19 protein-coding genes, 1 tRNA gene and 1 pseudogene are annotated in these 15,392 nt (G+C 64.5%); 13 read left to right on the forward strand and 8 right to left on the reverse strand.

The features are described 5' to 3' along the window. Positions 1-210 precede the first annotated feature (210 nt). From glnL to DWB85_RS02970, 3 genes are read left to right on the forward strand one after another with little or no spacing between them, the layout of a single operon-like run. The gene (gene glnL, locus DWB85_RS02960) at positions 211-1,272 is read left to right on the forward strand and encodes a nitrogen regulation protein NR(II) (RefSeq protein WP_162845984.1); all 1,062 of its coding nucleotides are present in this window, start codon (positions 211-213) and stop codon (positions 1,270-1,272) included. Further along, positions 1,265-2,668 (forward strand): nitrogen regulation protein NR(I), encoded by a 1,404-nt coding sequence (gene ntrC, locus DWB85_RS02965; RefSeq protein ID WP_117952707.1) that lies wholly within the window; start codon positions 1,265-1,267, stop codon positions 2,666-2,668. Before glnL ends, ntrC begins: the two co-directional genes overlap by 8 nt. A gap of 32 nt (positions 2,669-2,700) precedes the next feature. After that, complete coding sequence (locus tag DWB85_RS02970; protein WP_117952708.1) at positions 2,701-3,165, forward strand: tRNA (cytidine(34)-2'-O)-methyltransferase; 465 nt, start codon at positions 2,701-2,703, stop codon at positions 3,163-3,165. A gap of 60 nt (positions 3,166-3,225) precedes the next feature. On the opposite strand, the gene secB is transcribed toward DWB85_RS02970, so the two are convergent. From secB to DWB85_RS02985, 3 genes are read right to left on the reverse strand one after another with little or no spacing between them, the layout of a single operon-like run. Further along, positions 3,226-3,708: a protein-export chaperone SecB gene (gene secB, locus DWB85_RS02975; RefSeq protein ID WP_117952755.1), complete on the reverse strand. Its 483-nt coding sequence runs from the start codon at positions 3,706-3,708 to the stop codon at positions 3,226-3,228. A gap of 36 nt (positions 3,709-3,744) precedes the next feature. Continuing rightward, positions 3,745-4,014 carry a glutaredoxin 3 gene (gene grxC / locus DWB85_RS02980; RefSeq protein ID WP_117952709.1) on the reverse strand — a complete coding sequence of 90 codons (270 nt, stop codon included), beginning with the start codon at positions 4,012-4,014 and terminating at the stop codon, positions 3,745-3,747. A gap of 5 nt (positions 4,015-4,019) precedes the next feature. Then, entirely contained in the window at positions 4,020-4,439 is a 420-nt protein-coding gene (locus DWB85_RS02985) for a rhodanese-like domain-containing protein (protein ID WP_117952710.1), read from the reverse strand. Positions 4,440-4,670: 231 nt separating this feature from the next. Here DWB85_RS02985 and gpmI point away from each other — a divergent pair, with 231 nt between their 5' ends. After that, entirely contained in the window at positions 4,671-6,227 is a 1,557-nt protein-coding gene (gene gpmI / locus DWB85_RS02990; protein ID WP_117952711.1) for a 2,3-bisphosphoglycerate-independent phosphoglycerate mutase, read from the forward strand. A 64-nt stretch (positions 6,228-6,291) separates the two neighbouring features. Here the strand turns inward: gpmI and DWB85_RS02995 are convergent, their stop codons facing one another. Next, the gene (locus tag DWB85_RS02995) at positions 6,292-6,546 is read right to left on the reverse strand and encodes a hypothetical protein (protein ID WP_117952712.1); all 255 of its coding nucleotides are present in this window, start codon (positions 6,544-6,546) and stop codon (positions 6,292-6,294) included. 30 nt (positions 6,547-6,576) lie between these two features. Between DWB85_RS02995 and DWB85_RS03000 the strand changes: the two genes are divergently transcribed. The 3 genes and pseudogenes from DWB85_RS03000 to DWB85_RS19730 form a co-directional block, all read left to right on the forward strand. Further along, positions 6,577-7,389, forward strand: coding sequence for a murein hydrolase activator EnvC family protein (locus DWB85_RS03000; RefSeq protein WP_117952713.1), 813 nt, complete (start codon positions 6,577-6,579; stop codon positions 7,387-7,389). An 82-nt stretch (positions 7,390-7,471) separates the two neighbouring features. After that, positions 7,472-8,788: a S41 family peptidase gene (locus tag DWB85_RS03005; RefSeq protein ID WP_117952714.1), complete on the forward strand. Its 1,317-nt coding sequence runs from the start codon at positions 7,472-7,474 to the stop codon at positions 8,786-8,788. 145 nt (positions 8,789-8,933) lie between these two features. Continuing rightward, positions 8,934-9,557 (forward strand): annotated as a pseudogene (locus DWB85_RS19730) (divergent polysaccharide deacetylase family protein); the annotation flags it as partial. Positions 9,558-9,614: 57 nt separating this feature from the next. On the opposite strand, the gene hisF reads toward DWB85_RS19730, so the two are convergent. From hisF to hisB, 4 genes are read right to left on the reverse strand one after another with little or no spacing between them, the layout of a single operon-like run. After that, positions 9,615-10,391 carry an imidazole glycerol phosphate synthase subunit HisF gene (hisF, locus tag DWB85_RS03015; protein ID WP_117952716.1) on the reverse strand — a complete coding sequence of 259 codons (777 nt, stop codon included), beginning with the start codon at positions 10,389-10,391 and terminating at the stop codon, positions 9,615-9,617. A gap of 2 nt (positions 10,392-10,393) precedes the next feature. Continuing rightward, positions 10,394-11,128, reverse strand: a complete 735-nt coding sequence (gene hisA, locus DWB85_RS03020; protein WP_117952717.1) for a 1-(5-phosphoribosyl)-5-[(5-phosphoribosylamino)methylideneamino]imidazole-4-carboxamide isomerase — start codon at positions 11,126-11,128, stop codon at positions 10,394-10,396. Beyond that, the gene (gene hisH, locus DWB85_RS03025) at positions 11,122-11,772 is read right to left on the reverse strand and encodes an imidazole glycerol phosphate synthase subunit HisH (RefSeq protein WP_117952718.1); all 651 of its coding nucleotides are present in this window, start codon (positions 11,770-11,772) and stop codon (positions 11,122-11,124) included. The genes hisA and hisH overlap by 7 nt, the downstream gene beginning before the upstream one ends. A 4-nt stretch (positions 11,773-11,776) precedes the next feature. After that, complete coding sequence (gene hisB / locus DWB85_RS03030; protein WP_117952756.1) at positions 11,777-12,370, reverse strand: imidazoleglycerol-phosphate dehydratase HisB; 594 nt, start codon at positions 12,368-12,370, stop codon at positions 11,777-11,779. Positions 12,371-12,623: 253 nt separating this feature from the next. On the opposite strand from hisB, the gene mutY reads away from it, so the two are divergent. From mutY to DWB85_RS19475, 6 genes are all read left to right on the forward strand, one after another. After that, positions 12,624-13,685, forward strand: coding sequence for an A/G-specific adenine glycosylase (gene mutY / locus DWB85_RS03035; RefSeq protein ID WP_117952719.1), 1,062 nt, complete (start codon positions 12,624-12,626; stop codon positions 13,683-13,685). 4 nt (positions 13,686-13,689) lie between these two features. Next, on the forward strand, positions 13,690-13,962 hold the full coding sequence (locus tag DWB85_RS03040; RefSeq protein WP_117952720.1) for an oxidative damage protection protein: 273 nt from the start codon (positions 13,690-13,692) through the stop codon (positions 13,960-13,962). A 79-nt stretch (positions 13,963-14,041) separates the two neighbouring features. Then, positions 14,042-14,117: transfer RNA gene (locus tag DWB85_RS03045), tRNA-Phe, on the forward strand. Between the two features lie 327 nt (positions 14,118-14,444). Beyond that, positions 14,445-14,972, forward strand: coding sequence for a DUF4124 domain-containing protein (locus DWB85_RS03050; RefSeq protein ID WP_117952721.1), 528 nt, complete (start codon positions 14,445-14,447; stop codon positions 14,970-14,972). Positions 14,973-15,010: 38 nt separating this feature from the next. Next, the gene (locus tag DWB85_RS03055) at positions 15,011-15,208 is read left to right on the forward strand and encodes a hypothetical protein (RefSeq protein ID WP_117952722.1); all 198 of its coding nucleotides are present in this window, start codon (positions 15,011-15,013) and stop codon (positions 15,206-15,208) included. 10 nt (positions 15,209-15,218) lie between these two features. Beyond that, complete coding sequence (locus DWB85_RS19475; protein ID WP_162845985.1) at positions 15,219-15,389, forward strand: hypothetical protein; 171 nt, start codon at positions 15,219-15,221, stop codon at positions 15,387-15,389. The last annotated feature ends 3 nt before the right edge of the window (positions 15,390-15,392 follow it).

Raw genomic sequence — 15,392 nt, forward strand, 5'->3', positions numbered from 1 at the left:
GCACCCCGTCCCAGCACTTGCCATCCGGGTTCTGCCAAGCGCCCTGACTACTGCGCAAGCTGGGAAAGTGAGTACTCGCCAACCCTGTGCGCACCATTTTCAGGCAAAGAGCTGCTTATTTTCAAAATTGGGGCCATCTTGGCTCCATAATTGCTTTCCAAACAGGCAATGAGTGCCGCAATCATTACCGCCGGGCAAAACAGGCCAGCTATGAAAGCCAACCAGGTCATACTCGACAATATCAGCACCGCAGTGGTAGCCCTGGATGCCGAACTGCGGGTCATCTCGCTGAACAGCTCCGGCCAGGACCTGCTGGAAACCTCCGAGGCCCGCTGCCTGGGCCAGCCCATGCGCAAGCTGGTGGCCCGGCCGGAGACCCTGGTCGATGTGCTCAAGCAGGTGCGCGCCAGCCGCAGCCCTCTCGCCCGCCGGGCGATGCCGCTGACCCTGCTCTCCGGCCGTGAAATTCACGCCGACCTCCTGCTCACCCCGGTGGCCGACAACGAATTTGGTTTCAGCATTCTGCTGGAAATGCAGCCGGTGGACAGGCTGCTCAAGATCAGCCGCGAGGAGAGCCTGCACAGCGTGCAGCAAACTACCCGGGAAATGGTCAGGGGCCTCGCCCATGAAATCAAGAACCCCCTGGGCGGCGTGCGCGGCGCGGCGCAGCTACTGGCCCGCGAGCTGCCTGATGAGGGGCTGGCCGAGTACACCAACATCATTATTCGCGAGGCGGACCGGCTGCGGGACCTGGTGGACCAGTTACTGGGGCCCAACAAGCACCTGCAGGCGCGCAAGCTCAACATTCATGAAGTGGTGGAACACGTGCTCAACCTGGTGAGCGCGGAAACCGCTAACCGGGTGACCCTGGTGCGCGACTACGACCCGAGCCTGCCGGAGATTTTCGGCGACCGCAGCCAGCTGATACAGGCACTGCTGAACATCGTGCGCAACGCACTGGAAGCCGCCAGCAGCGAGTCAGAATGCGTGATCGCCCTGCGCTCCCGCTCCCAGCGCCAGTTCACCATCGGCTCCCGGCGGCACCGCCTGGTTTGCCAGCTGGACATAGAGGACAACGGTCCCGGCATTCCCGGGGAAATGCTGGACAGTATTTTCATGCCCATGGTGACAGGCAGGGCCGAGGGTACCGGGCTGGGCCTGACTATCGCCCAGTCGATTATCACCCGCCACGGCGGCATGGTGGAGTGCAGCAGCGAACCCGGTTGCACCCGCTTCTCGATTTACCTACCACTGGATCTGGACCATGAATAAGCAGGCGAAAGTCTGGGTCGTCGACGACGACCGCTCTATCCGCTGGGTGCTGGAACGCGCCCTCAAGCAGGCCGGCATCGACAACGAGAGCTTCGCCAGCGCCGACCAGCTGCTGCAGCGGATCGAGCGGGAAACGCCCGATGTCATTATCAGCGACATCCGCATGCCCGGCACCGACGGTCTGGCACTGCTGGCGCAGATCAGTGACAGCCACCCCCAGCTGCCGGTCATCATTACCACCGCCCATTCCGACCTGGACAGCGCCGTGACCTCCTACCAGCAGGGCGCCTTCGAATATCTGCCCAAGCCTTTCGACCTGGATGAGGTCGTCGCCATTACCGAGCGGGCGCTGGCCCAGGCCCGCGAGCGCAACCTGGAAGCACCCCAGCTGCAGGACCTGCCGGGCACGGAAATCATCGGCGAGGCGCCGGCCATGCAGGAGGTGTTCAGGGCTATCGGCCGCCTCGCTCACAGCAATATCACCGTGCTGATCAACGGCGAGTCGGGTACCGGCAAGGAACTGGTCGCGCACGCGCTGCACAAGCACAGCCCGCGCGCCGCGCAGCCCTTCATCGCCCTCAATATGGCGGCCATTCCCCGCGACCTGATGGAATCGGAACTGTTCGGCCATGAAAAGGGCGCATTTACTGGGGCCAACGCCAGGCGTGCCGGCCGCTTTGAACAGGCCGACGGCGGCACCCTGTTCCTCGACGAGATCGGCGATATGCCCGCCGAAACCCAGACCCGCCTGTTGCGAGTGCTGGCGGACGGGGAATTCTACCGGGTTGGCGGGCACATGCCGGTCAAGGTCGATGTGCGCATTATCGCCGCCACCCACCAGGACCTGGAGGAGTTGGTGCGCCGCGGCGACTTTCGCGAGGACCTGTTCCACCGGCTCAACGTGATCCGCATACACATCCCCAAGCTGGCGGAACGGCGGGAAGACATTCCCCGCCTGATGCGGCACTTTTTCCAGTCCGCCGCCGAGGAACTGGGCGGCGAACACAAGATCCTGCTGCCGGAGACCGAGGAATTCCTGGTCAACCTGGAATGGCCCGGCAACGTGCGCCAACTGGAAAACACCTGCCGCTGGATTACCGTCATGGCCGCCGGCCGGGAAGTGCACCTGACCGACCTGCCGCCGGAACTGGGCCGGGACGCGGCGGCAAGCGCCGAACGCAGCGAGGCGGACTGGAAAGAGCTGTTGCGGCGCTGGGCCCGCAATGAACTGGTGCAGAGCAAGCAGCACATTCTCGATGAGGCCACGCCCGCGTTTGAAAGGGTCATGATCGAGGTGGCGCTGCAGCACACCCAGGGCCGCAAGCGGGATGCCGCGGAGCTGCTGGGCTGGGGCCGCAACACCCTCACCCGCAAGATGAAAGAGCTGCAGATGTAGCTGCCGCTGCCGGCCGCCTGTACCATGCAGCGATGCTCAACATCGTCCTCTACCAGCCGGAGATTCCCCCCAACACCGGCAACATCATCCGCCTGTGCGCCAACACCGGCTGCCGGCTGCACCTGATCGAGCCACTGGGCTTTGACCTGGACGAGAAGAAACTGCGCCGGGCGGGGCTGGACTACCGCGAGTTCGCCCCGGTACAGGTCTACCCGGACCTGGCCTCGTTTTGCCACCAGCACCCGGACAGCCGGCTGATGGCTGTTACCACCCGCGGCAGCTGCCTCTACCACGAGGCCCACTACGCGGCCGGCGATGCCCTGTTGTTCGGCCCCGAAACCCGCGGCCTGCCGGCGGCGGTGCTGGCGCAATTGCCCCGCAAGCAGCGCATCCGCATCCCCATGCGCGAGCACAGCCGCAGCCTCAACCTCAGCAACGCGGCCGCGGTAATTGCCTACGAAGCGCTGCGCCAGCTGGGGTTTCCCCGGCTGCAATAGACCCGGCAATAAAAAAGGGGCCGCAGCCCCTTTTCACTTGTGCCAGCGGTTTGCGCCCACTCAGTGGGACGCCTCCTGGGCAGCCTCGCCAGCCTGAGCCTGCTGCGCTGCGGACTGGGCCAGCGCCTGCTGGTACAGGGCGTCGAAGTTAACCGGCGCCAGCATGATGGGCGGGAAGCCACCTTTCACGCACAGGTTGTCGATGGTCTCGCGGGCATAGGGGAAGAGGATGTTGGGCGCAGCCGTACCCAGCACCCGGCGCAGGTCATCGCCCTCGATACCGCTGATCAGGAAGATGCCGGCCTGCTGGACTTCCACCAGGAAGGCGGTCTCGTCGTCGACCTTGGCGGTAATGGTGACGCTGAGCACAACCTCGAAATTGCCGCTGTCGTCGATCTTGTCGCTCTTGGTGTTCAGGTCAACATTGATCGCCGGCTGCCACTGCTTCCTGAATACCCCGGGGGTTGCCGGCGACTCGAAAGAGATGTCCTTGGTGTAGATGCGCTGCATCGCGAATTGCTGTTGTACTTGTTCGTCGGCCATCGTGCCGTCCTCCATTGGTATTGTTCCGGTGCCGGCTTACGCCGAAGTCACCTGTTTGAGTAAATCGTCCAGTTCGCCCATCTGCTCGAGGCGCGCCAGGTCGTCGTAGCCGCCAACGTGGCGTTCGCCGATCCAGATCTGCGGCACTGTGCGGCGACCGCTCTTTTGCATCATTTCCCGGCGCAGCTCCGGACGGGCATCCACGCCGATGTCGGTAAATTCAGCATGCTTGCTTTCCAGCAGCATCCTGGCCCTGACGCAGTAGGGACAGAAACGGGTGGAGTACATGACAATTGCTGAACTCATGGCGCTCAACCGTTGTTGACCACGGGTAATTGCAGGTTTTTCCACTCCATCATGCCACCGGTCATGATATTGACGCTGGCAAAACCCTCCGCGTTGAGTTTCTTGCCCACCGGGCCGGCGCTCTGGCCCATCTTGCACACCAGAACGATGGGCTTGTCGCGGTACTTTTCCAGCAGCCCGGTGTTGTTAAGCAGCTTCGACGACGGAATGTGCATGGCGTCGACAATGTGCCCGGCGCGAAAATCCGCGGTATCGCGCAAATCCACAAACACCCCCTCATTGGCGTTCACCAGGTTAATGGCCTGCTGGGGGCTCAATGAGGTGCCCGATTTGCGGGTCTCGTGCATGAACAGCATCACGACAACCGCCAGCAGGGCTGCCACCAGAATCCACTGCTGGGTCAGGAATTCAACAAATAAATCCATGATTGTGTCTGTCTCGAGATGGCGCGGCCGCCGGATGTGCGCTGAAGTCGCCGGCCACAGCGGAACAGGCGGCTCGCAAAAGGCCGCAAGTATACAGCCTAAGACCGTCCTCAGCCACCCCCGGAAGCCGCGCCAGCGCTGGCCCCGCGCCCGACCGGCCGGGGCGGTGCACGGGTCGGCCAGACAGGGTAAAATGCCGCCCTCTGTTACCTGTCCCACACTGGAATCCCCATGAGCGAAAGCCCCAAACAACCCACTGTATTAATCATCCTGGACGGCTGGGGCTACCGGGAGGAAAGCGCCGACAACGCCATCGCCGGCGCCACCACTCCGGTCTGGGACCGGCTGTGGCGCGAGTCGCCCCACACCCTGATTTCCGGGTCCGGCCTGGACGTGGGCCTGCCAGCGGGACAAATGGGTAACTCCGAGGTCGGTCACATGAGCCTGGGTTCCGGCCGGGTGATCTACCAGAACATCACCCGCATCGACCAGGCCATCGCCGATGGCAGCTTTGACCGCAACCCCGCCTATACCGTCGCCATCGACCGGGCGATCGCCAACAACGGGGCAGTGCACGTGTTCGGCCTGCTGTCGCCGGGCGGCGTGCACAGCCACGAGGAGCACATTTTCGCGGCAATCCGCCTGGCCGCCAGCCGCGGCGCACAGCGGGTTTACCTGCACGCATTTCTGGACGGCCGCGACACCCCGCCGCGCAGCGCGAGACCCTCGCTGGAAAAGGCCAGGGCACTGTTCGCGGAGCTCGGCTGCGGCCGGGTGGCAAGCATCTGTGGCCGCTATTACGCGATGGACCGGGACAACCGCTGGGAGCGGGTCGAGCCCGCCTACCGGCTACTGACCGAAGGCCTTGCCGAACACACCGCCAGCGATCCCCTGGCCGCCTTGGACGCCGCCTACCAGCGGGACGAAAACGACGAATTCGTGCTGCCTACCGCCGTGGTGCCCGCAGGCGCCGAGGCCGTGGCCGTCGCGGACGGTGACGCGGTGCTGTTCATGAATTTCCGCGCCGACCGGGCCCGGCAAATGACCCGCGCCTTTGTCGACGCCGACTTTGACGGCTTCGAGCGTCGGCGCCGCCCGGCCCTGGCCGGCTTTGTCACCACCACCGAATACGCCGCCGACATCGACACCCGCTGCGCCTTTCCGCCGGAAAGCCTGAAGAACGTGCTGGGTGATTACCTGGCCCAGCAGGGCCGGACCCAGCTGCGTATCGCCGAAACTGAAAAGTACGCCCACGTCACCTTCTTCTTCAGCGGTGGCCGCGAGGAGCTGTTTCCCGGCGAGGACCGGGAACTCATACCCTCCCCCGACGTCGCCACCTATGACCTGAAGCCGGAGATGAGCGCGCCGGAGGTCACCGACAAACTCGTAGCGGCGATCCAGTCCGGCAAGTACGACCTGATTGTCTGCAACTACGCCAACGGCGACATGGTCGGCCACAGCGGCGTGTACGCAGCGGCGGTCAAGGCGGTTGAGGCACTGGACAGCTGCCTCGGCCGGGTAGAGGCGGCGTTGCTGGAGGTCGGCGGCCAGGCCCTGGTAACCGCCGACCACGGCAACTGCGAGCAAATGCTCGACTACGAGTCCGGGCAGCACCACACCCAGCACACCACCGAACTGGTGCCGCTGGTATATATCGGCCGGGACAAGGTCCAGCTGGACCCCCGGGGCGGGATACTCGCCGATATCGCGCCCACCCTGCTGGGCCTGATGCAGCTGCCCCAGCCGGAGGAAATGACCGGCCGCAACCTGGCTGCGGCCAGCGCCTGAAGCGGGAGCGCTGGCTATCACTCGCCTGGGTGCAATCCTGCTGACCCTGGTCCTGGCGCTGGTTTCACTCCCGGGCCGGGCCCAGTCCGACGAGGAACAGGCACGCGCCCAGCTGACCCGGCTGCAGGCCGATATCGCCCGCATCAACCGCGAGATCAGCAGCGCCAACAAGCGCCGCGACACGCTCGAGAGCCAGCTGCGGGAAGCGGAGCTGGAGCAGGCGCGGATCAACCGCGACATCGACCGGGCCAACAGCGCTATTGCCAGGCAGCGCGACAGGCTGGCAGAACTGCAACGCGAGGAAGCCCGGCTGGAGCAAGACCGGGAGGAACAGCAGACCCGCATCGCAGTGGAACTGCGCACCGCCTGGCAGATGGGCCAGCAGGGCCAGATCAAGGTACTGTTCAACCAGGAAAGCCCGGACACCGTGGCCCGGGTCATGGCCTACTACCGCTATTTCTTCCGCGCCCGCAATGAAATGCTCAACGCCTTCCGGTCCACCCTGGAAGCGCTGCAGTCGACCCGCCAGGAGATCGCCGACACCCTCGCGGAACTGGAACAGCGCCAGGCCACCCTGGCCAGCAGGCAGCAGGACCTGGCACGCGCCCAGCAAACACGGCAGCAGGCGGTCGCCAGGCTCAACCAGAGCATTCAGGGCAAGGGCGCCGAACTGAAACAGCTGCAGGCGGAGCAGAAAGAACTGCAACAACTGCTGGACGCGATCCGCGAGGCCGTGGTCAACCTGCAGGTCCCGGACAACTACCAGCCGTTCCGGGCCGCGCGCTCGAAAATGCCCTGGCCGGTACCCGGCAGGGCCAGCTCCCGCTTTGGCGACCAGCGCAACCAGGGCAAGATGCGCTGGCAGGGGGTGACCATTCCCGCCCCCGCCGGCACGCCGGTAAAGGCCATCCACCACGGCCGGGTGGTTTACGCCGACTGGTTGCGCGGCATGGGCTTGCTGCTGATCATCGATCACGGCGAGGGCTATATGAGTCTCTACGCCCACAACCAGACCCTGCTGCGCGAGGTGGGTGAGTGGGTCAGCGCCGATACGCCGATCGCCACCGTCGGCGACAGCGGCGGCCTGAGCCAGCCGGCGCTGTATTTCGAGGTTCGCGAAAAGGGCAAGCCGGTCAACCCCGCCCGCTGGTGCCGCCGCTGAACGCTTGGCCACCGCCGGGAGCTTTGCGGTACACTTGGCTCCCGAGAAAACAACACAGGCCCCCGGCCTACTGGCACTACCCATGTTCTGTTCCCCACTGCACAAGCGGCTGCTGAGCGCGGCCGCCGCCACCCTGATGTCGCTGCCGGCTCTGTCTGCCATTGAGGAACAGGGCCAGCTGCCGCTGGACGAATTGCGCACTTTTGCCGACGTCTATAACCAGATCCGGGTGGGCTATGTCGAGGATATCGATGACAGCACCCTGCTGGAGTACGCCATCCAGGGCATGCTGATGAACCTGGACCCGCACTCGGTGTACCTGACCAAGGACGCCTTCGAGGGGCTGCAGGAGGCCACCACCGGCGAGTTTTCCGGCCTCGGGCTGGAAGTGGGCATGGAAGACGGCTACGTCACGATCATCGCCCCGATCGATGGCTCACCCGCCGCCGAGGCCGGCCTGCAAAGCGGCGATGTCATCCTCAAGCTCGGCAAGGCGCCGGTGAAGGGCATGAGCCTGAACGAGGCCATCCAGCAGATGCGCGGCCCGGCGGGCAGCGAGATCGAACTGACCATCGGCCGCCCCGGGGAAAGCCAGCCCTTCGAGGTGACCCTGGTGCGCGACGTCATCAAGATGGCCAGCGTCAGGCAGCGCTGGCTGGAGCCGGGCTACGGTTATATCCGCATCGCCCAGTTCCAGAGCGCCACCGGCGAAGACGTCAGCAAGGCGCTACAGGAACTGATGAGCGGGGAGGAACTCAAGGGCCTGGTGCTGGACCTGCGCAACAACCCGGGCGGGGTGCTGCGCTCCAGCGTCGATGTGGCCGGCCTGTTCATGGATGGCGGCAAGGTGGTGTACACCGAGGGCCGGCTGCCCAATTCGGACATGGACTTCGTCGCCCAGCCCACCGATGCCAGTGCGGGCACCCCGCTGGTGGTGCTGATCAACTCCGGCTCCGCCAGCGCCTCGGAAATCGTTGCCGGGGCGCTGCAGGATCACGGCCGGGCGGTCATCATGGGCACCCGCAGTTTCGGCAAGGGCTCGGTGCAGACCATTCTGCCGATTTCCGATTCGCGCGCGGTCAAATTGACCACCGCCCTGTACTTCACGCCCAACGGCCGCTCCATCCAGGCGGAGGGGATTGAACCGGATATCGAGGTGGAAAGAGCGCGGGTCACCGCCTACGACACCTCCCGGCGACTGAGCGAATCGGACCTGACCCGCCACCTGAGTAACGCCAACAGCGACAGCGACGCCAGAAGCAAAAAGCCCAGCAACAGCCTGCTGGGCAGTGACAACCAGCTGTACGAGGCCCTGACCCTGCTCAAGGGCCTGAACGTACTGGGGATGCGCAATAGCAATATCCAGCGGGCCGGGGCTGGCACGCCGGCTGAATCCTGACCGGGGAGGCGCCGTGGGCTACCGCTGGCACAGCCTGCTGGCCTGGCTGCTTGCGCTCGCCCTGCCGGCCAGCGCTGACGCTGACGGGCCGTGCGACACCGCGCCGCCGGCGGGAATAGCCGCCAGCACAGCCCGCGCCTCCCTGGTGCTGATTATTGACGACCTGGGGCACCGTCGCCGCCAGGGCCTGGCGATGGTCAACCTGCCGGGCAAGTTAAACCTCGCCATACTCCCCCACACCCCCTTCGGCCCGGAGCTGGCCGAGGCCGGGTTCGCCGCCGGCAAGGAGATCCTGTTGCACGCCCCGATGAGCAATGCCGGCGGCGTGCCCCTAGGGGCCGGCGGGCTGACCGCCGCCCTGCCGCGGGAGGAGTTCGACCGCATACTGGCGGAGAACATCAACGCCGTTCCCCACATCCGCGGCGTCAATAATCACATGGGCAGCGAGCTGACCACGCAGCCGCTGCAAATGGGCTGGGTGATGCAGGCCCTGCTGCGCCGGGACCTGTACTTCATCGACTCGCGTACCAACGCGGCCACCGTTGCCGCGCAAACCGCCGCCGATTACCAGGTGCCGCACCTGTCCCGCTCGGTATTCCTGGACAATGAAACCGCGCCCGCCGCCATCAGCGCCCAGTTCGATCGCCTGCTGGCGCTGGCGGAGCGCGATGGGGTAGCGGTGGGGATTGGCCATCCCTACCCGTCTACCGCTGAATTCCTCGCCGCTGCGCTGCCGGCGCTGAAGTGCCGCGGTATCGAGCTGGCGCTGGTATCGGAAATACTGGCCCGGCAGGCGCAGCGGGAGCGGCCCGGCGGCGGGCCTGGCTCAGAGCCGGACTTCGATGCCGTGCCGGGCCATGTAAGCCTTGGCCTCGGGTATGGTGTACTCGCCGAAATGGAAGATGCTGGCGGCGAGGACCGCGTCGGCGCCGCCCTCGAGCACCCCGGCGACCAGGTGATCGAGGTTGCCAACGCCCCCTGAGGCAATCACCGGGATTTCCACCGCGTCGGTAATCGCCCGGGTCACCCCCAGTTCAAAGCCGTTTTTGGTGCCGTCGCGGTCCATGCTGGTAAGCAGGATCTCGCCGGCGCCCAGCTCGGCCATTTTCCGCGCCCAGGCCACCGCGTCGATGCCGGTGGGCTTGCGCCCGCCGTGGGTGAAGATCTCGTAGCGCGGCTGGCCGTCCAGGTCGTCGTCCACCCGCTTGGCGTCGATCGCCACCACGATGCACTGGGAGCCGAAACGCTCGGCGGACTCGCGCACCAGTTGCGGGTTGTGGATGGCCGCAGTGTTGATGCTGACCTTGTCGGCGCCGGCATTGAGCATGGTGCGGATATCGTTCACGGTGCGGATACCGCCGCCCACGGTGAGCGGGATAAACACATTCTCGGCGATCTGCTCTACCGTGTGTACGGTGGTCTCCCGGCCCTCGTGGCTGGCGGTAATGTCGAGGAAGGTGATCTCGTCGGCGCCCTGCTCGTTGTAGCGGATGGCGATTTCCACCGGGTCCCCGGCATCGCGGATATCGACGAAGTTCACCCCCTTCACCACCCGGCCGTTCTCCACGTCCAGGCAGGGGATAATGCGTTTCGCCAGCGCCATGCTCAGGCGGCCCCGTCACACAGGCGCTGGGCCTCGGCCACGTCGAGTGTGCCCTCGTAGATCGCCCGCCCGGTAATAGCCCCGCAAATGCCTTCGGCGGCCACCGCATTGAGGGCGCGAATGTCGTCGATGTTGGTGATGCCGCCGGAGGCGATGACCGGGATAGAGGACGCCCGGGCCATGGTCACGGTGGCTTCCACGTTGACCCCCTGCATCATGCCGTCCCGGGCGATGTCGGTGTAGACAATGGCGGAAACGCCCTCGGACTCGAATTGCCGGGCCAGGTCGGTGGCCTGCACCGCCGACACCTCGGCCCAGCCATCGGTGGCCACCAGACCGTCTTTGGCATCCAGGCCGACAATGACCTTGCCGGGGAAGGCGCGGCAGGCCTCGCCGACAAAGGCCGGCTCCTTGACCGCTTTGGTGCCGATGATCACGTAGCTGACCCCGGCGCGGACGTAGTGCTCTATGGTTTCCAGGTTGCGGATGCCGCCGCCGATCTGGATCGGCAGCTCCGGGTAGGCGGCGGCGATGGCGGTAACCACCTCGCCGTTGACCGGCTCGCCGGCAAAGGCGCCGTTGAGATCGACCAGGTGCAGGCGCCGGCAGCCGGCCTCCACCCAGCGCGCGGCCATGGCCACCGGGTCATCGGAAAACACGGTACTGGCGTCCATCAGGCCCTGGCGCAGGCGCACGCACTGGCCGTCCTTGAGATCGATTGCGGGAATAATCAGCATTGGCCGTTCCACTCCAGGAAATTTTTCAGTAATTGCAGGCCAGCGGTGTGGCTCTTTTCGGGATGAAACTGCACCGCGAACAGGTTATCGCGGGCCAGCGCAGCATCGGCGCTCACGCCGTAGTCCAGGGCGCCGGCCACCAGCTCGCGGTCTATGGCGTCCACGTAGTAGCTGTGCACAAAATAAAAGCGCTCACCGTCCGCTATGCCCCGCCACAGCGGGTGGGCCCGGGTCTGGCGCACCTGGTTCCAGCCCATGTGCGGCACCTTGAGACGCTCGCCGCCAGCATCCCGCAGCGGGTTGCCGAAGTAGCGCACCTCGCCGGGAATGAGGTTGAGGCAGTCCACCCCGCCGTTCTCCTCGGAGTGGCTCAGCAGGGCCTGCATGCCGACGCAGATGGCGAGCACCGGTTTGTGCTGCTCCACCAGCGCATCGGCAAGCAGCTGGTCGCACTTGAGACGGCGAATTTCCGCCATGCAGTCGCGCATGGCGCCGACGCCGGGAAACACCACCCGGTCGGCCCGGCGGATCTGTTCCGCGTCATGGGTCACCAGCACCTGGTCGGCGCCCACGTGCTGCAGGGCGCTCGCTACCGAGTGCAGGTTGCCCATGCCGTAGTCGATAACGGCAACCACACCGCTCATCGGCTTACAACACACCCTTGGTGGAGGGGGTGACGCCGGCCATGCGCGGATCTTCCGCCAGGGCCATGCGCATGGCGCGGCCAAAGGCCTTGAAGATGGTCTCGGCCTGGTGGTGGGTATTGTCCCCGCGCAGGTTGTCCACGTGCAGGGTCACCTGGGCGTGATTGACGAAGCCCTGGAAGAACTCCATGAACAGGTCGACATCGAAACCGCCGACGGTGGCGCGGGTAAAGGTCACGTTAAAGGTCAGCCCGGGGCGGCCGGAAAAATCGATCACCACCCGGGAAAGTGCCTCGTCCAGCGGGCAGTAGGCGTGGCCGTAGCGCATGATGCCCTTCTTGTCGCCCACCGCCCGGGCGAAGGCCTGGCCCAGGGTGATGCCGATATCCTCCACCGTGTGGTGGTCATCGATGTGCAAGTCCCCCTTGGCGTTGATATCCAGGTCGATCAGGCCGTGGCGCGCGATCTGGTCCAGCATGTGCTCCAGGAAGGGGATCCCGGTCTCGAGGGTGGCCGTGCCGGTGCCGTCCAGGTTCACCGCGGCGGTGATCCGGGTCTCCAGCGTATTGCGTTCAACGGTGGCCTTGCGCTCCGCCATCATGCTCTCCAAATGCGTTATTGTCCGGGGTCCGCCCCGAAAAGGGCGGCCATTATAAGGCAATAAGTAGCTGAATTCACTGGCAGAAATAGGCCCGGCTGGGTACGCTGTACGGGCTTTGCCAGCACCCCAAAGACAGCGTCATCGCGGCGAAAGCCGGGATCCGGACTCAGCACGCCCATGGCCAACGGCTCTGCAGACGTCATCCCGGCGCACGCCGGGATCCACCCACCCCAGGAAGCCACCACACCGAATGCCCCAGGACTTCGCCCCCCGCATCCTCACCTGGTTCGACCAGCACGGCCGCCACGACCTGCCCTGGCAGCGGGACACCAGCCCCTACCGGGTCTGGGTATCAGAAATCATGCTGCAGCAAACCCAGGTCACCACCGTTATTCCGTTTTACCAGCGTTTCATGGCCGCCTTTCCCGGCGTCGCCGACCTGGCCGCCGCGCCGCAAGACCAGGTGCTGCACCTGTGGACCGGGCTCGGCTACTACGCCCGGGCGCGCAACCTGCACCAGGCCGCCAGGCAGGTCTGCGAGCAACTCGGCGGCGAGTTCCCTGCCGACGTGGAGGGGCTGATGGCCCTGCCCGGCATCGGCCGCTCCACCGCCGGGGCAATTGTCAGTATCGCCCACGGCGAACGCGCGGCGATCCTCGATGGCAACGTCAAGCGGGTGCTGGCGCGCTACCACGCGGTGCCCGGCTGGCCGGGAACAACCGCCGTGCACAAGACCCTGTGGGAGATCGCCGAGCGATATACCCCGGCGGAGCGCTGCGCCGACTATACCCAGGGCATGATGGACCTGGGCGCCACCCTGTGCACCCGCAGCTCACCCCAGTGCCCGCGCTGTCCACTGGCCGCCGACTGCGCGGCACACGCCATGGGCCGGGAGACCGACTTCCCCGGCAAAAAACCGAAAAAGACCCTGCCGGTGCGGCGCACGCGCTTCCTCATGCTGCGCGACGGGGACGGCCGGGCCTGGCTGGAAAAGCGCCCGCCCCAGGGCATCTGGGGCGGACTGTGGTGCTTCCCCGAGGGTGAGGACCTGGACCCGACACACTGGTGCCTGGACACCATCGGCCGCGCACCAGATGCCATCGAGACCTGGCCCGGGTTCCGCCACAGCTTCAGTCACTACCACCTGGACATAGAGCCGATACTGGTCGAACTGGGTAACAGCCCGGGCCTGGTCATGGAAGCCAACCGGCAGCTCTGGTATAACGTCCGCCAACCACCGGCAATCGGCCTGGCCGCGCCCATCGCCGGCCTGCTGCAGCAACTGGCCCACCAGGACCTGGCAAAGGAGTAAGCACATGCCCCGCACTGTATTCTGCAAGAAATACCAGCAAGAACTCGAAGGCCTCGATGCGCCGCCCTACCCCGGGCCCAAGGGCCAGGACATTTTCGACAACGTGTCGAAAAAGGCCTGGCAGGACTGGCAGGCCCACCAGACCATGCTGATCAACGAAAAGCACCTGTCACTGGTGGACCCGGACGCGCGCAAGTACCTGCAACAGGAAATGGACAAGTTCCTCGCCGGCGAGGACTACGACCGCGCCGAGGGCTACGTCCCCCCCGCGGAGTGATCGGATTACCTCCGCCCCGCGCCCTTGACTCGGCAACGCCATACGGGTTTAATACGCGCCTCTCGCGTTCCGCGACCTAGCCCGGATAGCTCAGTTGGTAGAGCAGGGGATTGAAAATCCCCGTGTCGGCAGTTCGATTCTGTCTCCGGGCACCATACTGTAAAAGAGCCTCGTCCTTTCAGACGGGGCTTTTTATTACTTGCCCGCAAACTATACAAAATTATTGCCCATTTATTTTGTTTTATAGGGCCGATAACAAAGCGCAGGCTTAATACAGAGTGGGCGCTTGTGGGGATACATTTACCAACCAGTTCGCAGCTGACCGCCCTGGCGCCGGCAACGCCCATAAAACTGGCGCGCATTAACGCCCCGATCTGCTCAGCTGCAGAAAACACCATGCAAGTCACACTTTTGACCCCGGCAAGTTGCCCGGTATCGCCGCTTCTGCCACTATCAAAATAAGAAACCAGGGAACCTAATTCATGAAGCATGGACTCGCTTTCGCCGTTTTGCTGGCCATATCCAGCACCGCCAGCGCCCAAACCCAGTTCTACAAATGCAAGGACCAAGGGGGCCAGCCCGTGTTCAGCCAACGCCCCTGTGGCGAGAATGCGCAAACAGGAACCATTACCGGACCTGAGCGCAACGGCGGCCCGGTAAGCACCTCCCCCGCGCCCACAGCGACCGCGGCGACGACCACCGCCCCTTCCCAGGAACCAGACACCTGGGACAAAGTAGAGGCTTCACGGCTGCTGCGCGAAGCTGAGCGGGAAATAGACCGCCGGGAAGACCGGATTGATTACCTCGAAGCCGAGCGCGACAAAAAAATCGCCGCCCTGCGCAACAAGAAACGCTACGCCAATAACAACCTGGCCGGTGCCACCTGGGAAGAGAGCATTTCCTCGGAGATGCAGGCCGTGAACGACCAGTATCAATCCAAGATCGACTCCCAACAGCGAAAAATTGATCGGCTGCAGGAACAGGCTGACCGGGTCTCGGAAAGGCTTTAAGCTACAGCTTTGATCCCAACCGTAAATAAGGATACCCCATGGCAAGGAAACCCTGGGCCAGGGACTCTGTCAACTCTCTTAAACGAATCTTTGGGAAAGAGGTCAAGGTCGACCTGCTACTGCAAAACAACGACAACTCCCGGAAGCTGTACAAGGCCAATATTGACCAGATTGGCAACCACGTGCCGGAAAAATACACTGTCGCAGCTCTTGAAACCCAACTGAGACGCACCTAAATTAAGGGACATGAAACTCTTCCCCAGAAAAGACGCCTATCGAACCACCGCTTTCGCGGCGTTCATCTCCAGTGCCCCTTCCAGCGAGAAGAAGCGGGTGTATGGTGACGTCCTCAAAAAGACCACTGAAAGCCAACGCAACGTCGTAGCAGCCGCCACCAAGTCCAAGGTTCCCGCCTGATTT

It is taken from the genome of Seongchinamella sediminis, assembly GCF_003457605.1.
Classification (GTDB): domain Bacteria; phylum Pseudomonadota; class Gammaproteobacteria; order Pseudomonadales; family Halieaceae; genus Halioglobus; species Halioglobus sediminis.